Origin of the sequence: Streptomyces sp. NRRL B-24085 (assembly GCF_001282115.1) — a bacterium.
In the GTDB taxonomy this organism is placed as follows: domain Bacteria; phylum Actinomycetota; class Actinomycetes; order Streptomycetales; family Streptomycetaceae; genus Streptomyces.
The window spans coordinates 1-4767 of sequence record NZ_LJBR01000508.1; the positions used below are offsets into that span (position 1 = coordinate 1).

General features: G+C 70.5%; 4 protein-coding genes. 2 read left to right on the forward strand and 2 right to left on the reverse strand.

Features of this window, described 5'->3' with window-relative positions; all coding sequences use genetic code 11:
* The first annotated feature begins 28 nt into the window (after positions 1–28).
* Positions 29–1561 (forward strand): MFS transporter, encoded by a 1533-nt coding sequence (locus AOJ26_RS38055; protein ID WP_053852914.1) that lies wholly within the window; start codon positions 29–31, stop codon positions 1559–1561.
* A gap of 80 nt (positions 1562–1641) precedes the next feature.
* Here AOJ26_RS38055 and AOJ26_RS38060 read toward each other — a convergent pair whose 3' ends face one another.
* Positions 1642–2988 (reverse strand): PP2C family protein-serine/threonine phosphatase, encoded by a 1347-nt coding sequence (locus AOJ26_RS38060; RefSeq protein WP_159044490.1) that lies wholly within the window; start codon positions 2986–2988, stop codon positions 1642–1644.
* Between the two features lie 205 nt (positions 2989–3193).
* On the opposite strand from AOJ26_RS38060, the gene AOJ26_RS38065 reads away from it, so the two are divergent.
* Positions 3194–3451 carry a hypothetical protein gene (locus tag AOJ26_RS38065; RefSeq protein ID WP_053852916.1) on the forward strand — a complete coding sequence of 86 codons (258 nt, stop codon included), beginning with the start codon at positions 3194–3196 and terminating at the stop codon, positions 3449–3451.
* A gap of 390 nt (positions 3452–3841) precedes the next feature.
* Here AOJ26_RS38065 and AOJ26_RS38075 read toward each other — a convergent pair whose 3' ends face one another.
* Positions 3842–4276, reverse strand: coding sequence for a VOC family protein (locus AOJ26_RS38075; RefSeq protein ID WP_053852918.1), 435 nt, complete (start codon positions 4274–4276; stop codon positions 3842–3844).
* Positions 4277–4767 lie beyond the last annotated feature (491 nt).

Below are 4767 nucleotides of genomic sequence, written 5' to 3' on the forward strand. Positions count from 1 at the left end.
TCCTGGCCCCCTGTCCCAAGGAGACGACATGCACCCCTCCCCCGCCCCGGGCGCCCCGGCCTTCCTGCGCATCGCCAGTGCCCGCGGCCGCTGGACCCTTCTGGCCACCGTCCTCGGCTCCAGCGTGGTGCTGCTCGGCTCGACCGTCACCAACGTCGCGTTGCCGCACATCGGCGACGACTTCGACGCCGACCTCGCCGCACTCCAGTGGACCGTCAACGCCTACATGCTGACCCTGGCCGGGCTCATCCTGCTGGGTGGCTCCCTGGGCGACCGCTTCGGCCGGCGCCGGGTCTTCGTCCTGGGCATCATCTGGTTCGCCGCGGCGTCCCTGCTCTGCGGACTGGCCCCCGACACGACCACGCTCATCGCCGCCCGCGCGCTCCAGGGCGTCGGCGGAGCGCTGCTCACCCCCGGCTCACTGGCGATCATCGAAGCCTCCTTCCACCCGGACGACCGGCCGCGCGCCATCGGTCTGTGGTCCGGGTTCGGGGGCATCGGGGCGGCATTCGGGCCGTTTCTCGGCGGATGGCTCGTCGACGGCCCCGGCTGGCGCTGGACCTTCCTGCTGACCATCCCCCCGGCGCTGCTGTGCGTGCCCCTGGCAATGCGCCACGTCCCGGAGTCGGTCGGCAGGCCTCAGCAGGCCACCGTCCCGGCCGGTACCCGGACCCCGTCCCGGCGGGGCTTCGACCTCGCCGGTGCGGCGATGGGCGCGCTGACGCTCGCTCTGGCCACCTACGCGCTGACCGAGGCCCGTTCCGGCGGGCCCGTCGCCCTTGCCGCGGCCGCGGGCAGTGTCGCGGCCGGGGCCGCGTTCCTGCTGGTGGAACGGCGCAGCAGTGACCCCATGATGCCCCTGTCGATCTTTTCCTCGCGGCCGTTCACGGCCATCAACCTGATCACCCTGTGCGTCTACGCCGGGCTGGGTGGGTTCTTCTTCCTGACGGCCCTGCAACTTCAGATCGTCGCGGGCTACTCGGCACTGGCGGCGGGCGCCGCCATGTTGCCGAGCACGGTAGTGATGCTGTTGTTCTCCGCCCGCTCCGGGACGCTCGCCCAGCGCCTGGGACCGCGCATCCCGCTCACCGTCGGCCCTGTGGTGTGCGGGGCGGGCATGCTGATGACGGCGCGGGTGGGCGCACACGCGTCCTACTTCGCCGACGTTCTGCCCGCCCTGCTCGTGATGGGCACGGGCATGGTCATCATGGTCGCTCCGCTGAGCGTGACCCTGCTGGCTTCGGTCGAGGCCGCCGACGCGGGCCTGGCCAGCGGAATCAACAACGCGGCCGCCCGCGCGGCCGGGCTGGTCTCCGTGGCCGCACTGCCGCTGCTGGTCGGTATGAGCCCGGACGCCTACCGCTCCCCCGACTCCTTCGACACGGCGTTCAACCGGGCCATGCCCCTGTGCGCCGGCTTGCTGGCCATCGGCGCGGTGATGGCCTTCACCCTGCTGCGCGAAACAGCCGACCCCACCGACGCACGGCACGGCCGGGCTCACGGCTGGCTGATGGAGCCGCCACTGGTGTCGCGCTTCTCCCATCACCGGGCCCTCGACTAGGTCGAGAGCCCGGTGATCCCCGCCCCTTCCCGGCGGGAACCGGCTTCAAGGCCAGGCCGGCCTCGCGGGTCGGCAGAACGTCAAACCCCGCCCCCTGCGTCGCAGGTCAGATGAAGCACCGCCACGTCGTCCCGCAGCCCGCCGAACGGAGCGGCCAGCAGCGACACTCCCCCTACCAAGGCATCGACGAACGTTTGCGGTTCCAGATGCGCGAGCCGACCGGCCAGCCTCAACAAGCCCTCCTCCCCGAGCCGTCCGCCGGCCGTACGACCTTCGTAGAGTCCGTCGGTGAACAGCACGATGCCGTCCCCGTCCGGGATCGTCATCTCGCTCTCACGCCAGTCCCCTTGCCCGGGGAAGAGTCCCAGTGGGAGACCTGGCGGCGGCTCCACCCAACGGACCTTTCCCCTGGACCGGTGCAGGAAGCCCGGATGGCCGGCGGTGACCGTCCGCAGGGTGCGGCGGTGGGGTGACAGGACCAGGGACACCACGGTCGCGTAGGTCTCCTCTTCCGCTCGTTCCTCGGTCAGGATGCGTTCGAGCAGATGGAGTTGTTCCAGCTGGCTCTGCCCGCACAGCACGGCCGTGCGCCATGCCAGGCGCAGGTGGACACCGAGGGCGGCCGCGGCGGCACCGTGCCCGGACACATCGCCCATGACCACGTGGGCGCTGCCGTCGTCGCCGCGCACCACATCGCAGAAGTCACCACCCAGCAACGTGTGCGCGCGACCCGGCGCGTAGTGGAAGGCGGTCGTGAAGCCGTCTGCCCGCAGCGTCAGGTCGGGCAACAGGCCCCGTTCCAGCAGGGCGTTGTCCCTCGCGATCTGCTCGCCCGACATGGTGCGGCCCGCAACGGCGCGTTGCAGAGCGACCCAGATCTGCCGGCAGAACTCGTCGGGAGCGCTGTGGCGGTGATCGGCCCGGCCCTGCACCGACCCGGCGACAGAGCGGCAGGCGTGGGACGCGTGTGTGCCGTCGAGAATGAGAACGGCCGCGTCGGGGGCGTGGCGACGTATCCGGGTGACGACGTCGGCCAAGGTCCGTCCGGCCGGTGTGCTGCCCACCAGAACGCACAGCGGGCCGTGGGTGCCGAACGTGCGGCATCCTTCCTCGACGTTCCTGTGCCGGACCAGCACATCGGCCAGCCGGTCCGGAAGCAGCCGCCGGACGTGGACCTCGTCCTGTTCGTCCTGGGACAGCAGAACCACGCGGAGGTCGTGGCAGAAGGAGAAATCCCCACGCTCACGGGCGTCGTGAGCCCGATGTCCTCCACGGCGATCGACGGCCGGAACGTCCGGCCGCGGTATGGGGATGCTCATGTGTGGTCTTTCGTGCGGCGAGAGGCGATGGCGGCTCCACGCACGAGTGTCGGCGGCTCGCGGAACGAACACCCTGTTTCTCCTGCCTGGCCCGATCTGTTCGTTCATGAGACAGGGACACCCATGTATCTGTGACACCAAGAGCCCCATCCACGAGCCGCGCCACGGCAGTTGGGGGGGGACGGCTGCAACAGGCCGCTTCGCTGTCACGAACCGGGGCGCTGTCCAGTCAATGCAGAAAGGGCGGAACTCCTCACGGAGCCCACCCCCTTCTGCCGCCATCGCCGCCGGCTGAGAACGGAGATGAGACCTCATGTTCAGCACACCTGGAGACTCGCGCACCTGGTTGGTCGGGCTGCCATGCCGGTCGGCCGGCTCCCGGGTCGTCTGGCTGTACTACGTCGTCGGCGAGGCGCCGGACAGCGCCGAGGCCCTGTGCGCGGCGGTGCGCCGGGCCAACAGCGCCTCCGAGCGGGACGCCCGCGGTCAGGTGCCCGTGGAACCCGATCGCGCCGAGGTGCGGCGCATACGACAGCACATCCTGGGCGACTTCGCCCTGGAAGCCTGCTGAACCGGGGACGGGTAAGCCGCGGCCCCGCCCCCGGGTCACCCGCCCCACTGTGGGTACGCCGCCTGCGGCTGTCACAAGCGCGCCTGCTGTCCGGTCAGTACGGGGACTGGTGTCCGACACGTCCGAGGAGGACCGGAAAGATGTCCCGAAGCGTTGATCTGCAGGCGGACCCCGCCACGGTGGCGGCGTGGCTCACGGCCGAGGCGACGGCTCTGGAGGGGCGGCTGCGTCAGCTCCGTGAGGCCGTTCAGGTCGTGAACACACGTATCGCGTCGATCGCCGAGTCCCTCCAGACCCTGAGCGTCAGCACGACGACAGACGGCGAAGGTGGGCATCGCTCCGGATCCCCGGAAGACGCCCTCCCTCGCGGTTGAACCCTGCACGAGCTTCTCAGGCGTGCGCCGGCACCTCCTGAAGCACCCATTCATTGCCGTCCGGGTCGCTGAACTCGGCGTAGGAGTGATAGTCACGACGCTGCGGGTCGGGTCCCTCGACCCGCTTCTCATCGGTGCTGCGGTGGAACACACCGCTCGTGTCATGGAAGATCCCGCCGGTCACCACGCCCCTCGCGTGGAGGTTCCGACAGGCCTGCTCGATGTCGGAGACGACGAGGTGCAGTCCCCGCACCGAGCCCGGGGCAGCCGTGGTGACTCCGGTTCCGAACAGGATCGAGCATGCCGATCCCGGGGGCGTCATGTGCACCACGCGATAGGAGGCGTCGACGGCATGGTCGGCATCAAGTCGGAACCCGACGGCCTCGTAGAACGACTTCGCCCGGTCGACGTCCGACACGGGCAGTACCAGGACGGCCAGCTTGAGCTGCATGGCGTCGGCGCTCTCCCCGGCGGGCCGCTCGCCCGTCCGGGCTGACGCGCCCTCGCCCTCGGCTCCGCTGTCGGCGGGCACCGCGTCCTCCACCTCCTCGATCTCCACTCCGTACCGGTGGATCCCGGTCCGCAGACCGTGGGCCACGACGGTCCAGCCTTCCAGCACGCGCCACATCGCGTCGGTGCCTTGCAGGTACGTCCCGTCCGGCGCGGTGGCGGCCCGTAGTTCGGCATCCAGCGCCGCGTGCCGTTCGTGCGGCACGTGGAGTTCCAGGGCGAAGCGGCGCAGCGACCGCGTGCCGTGCGCGGCTTCCGCCGCAGGCAGTGGTACGGCGGCTATCTCGCGGAGCCCGCCGAGCAGGGTGACATGCAGTGTCGTCATGAGACCGTCACCGCTTCCCTTCCGTGCCGGCCCGCGCGATCACGAGCGCTCCTCCTCGTTGACCCAGCTCATCAGCTTGCGGAGCTGCTTGCCGGTGGTCTCCAGCA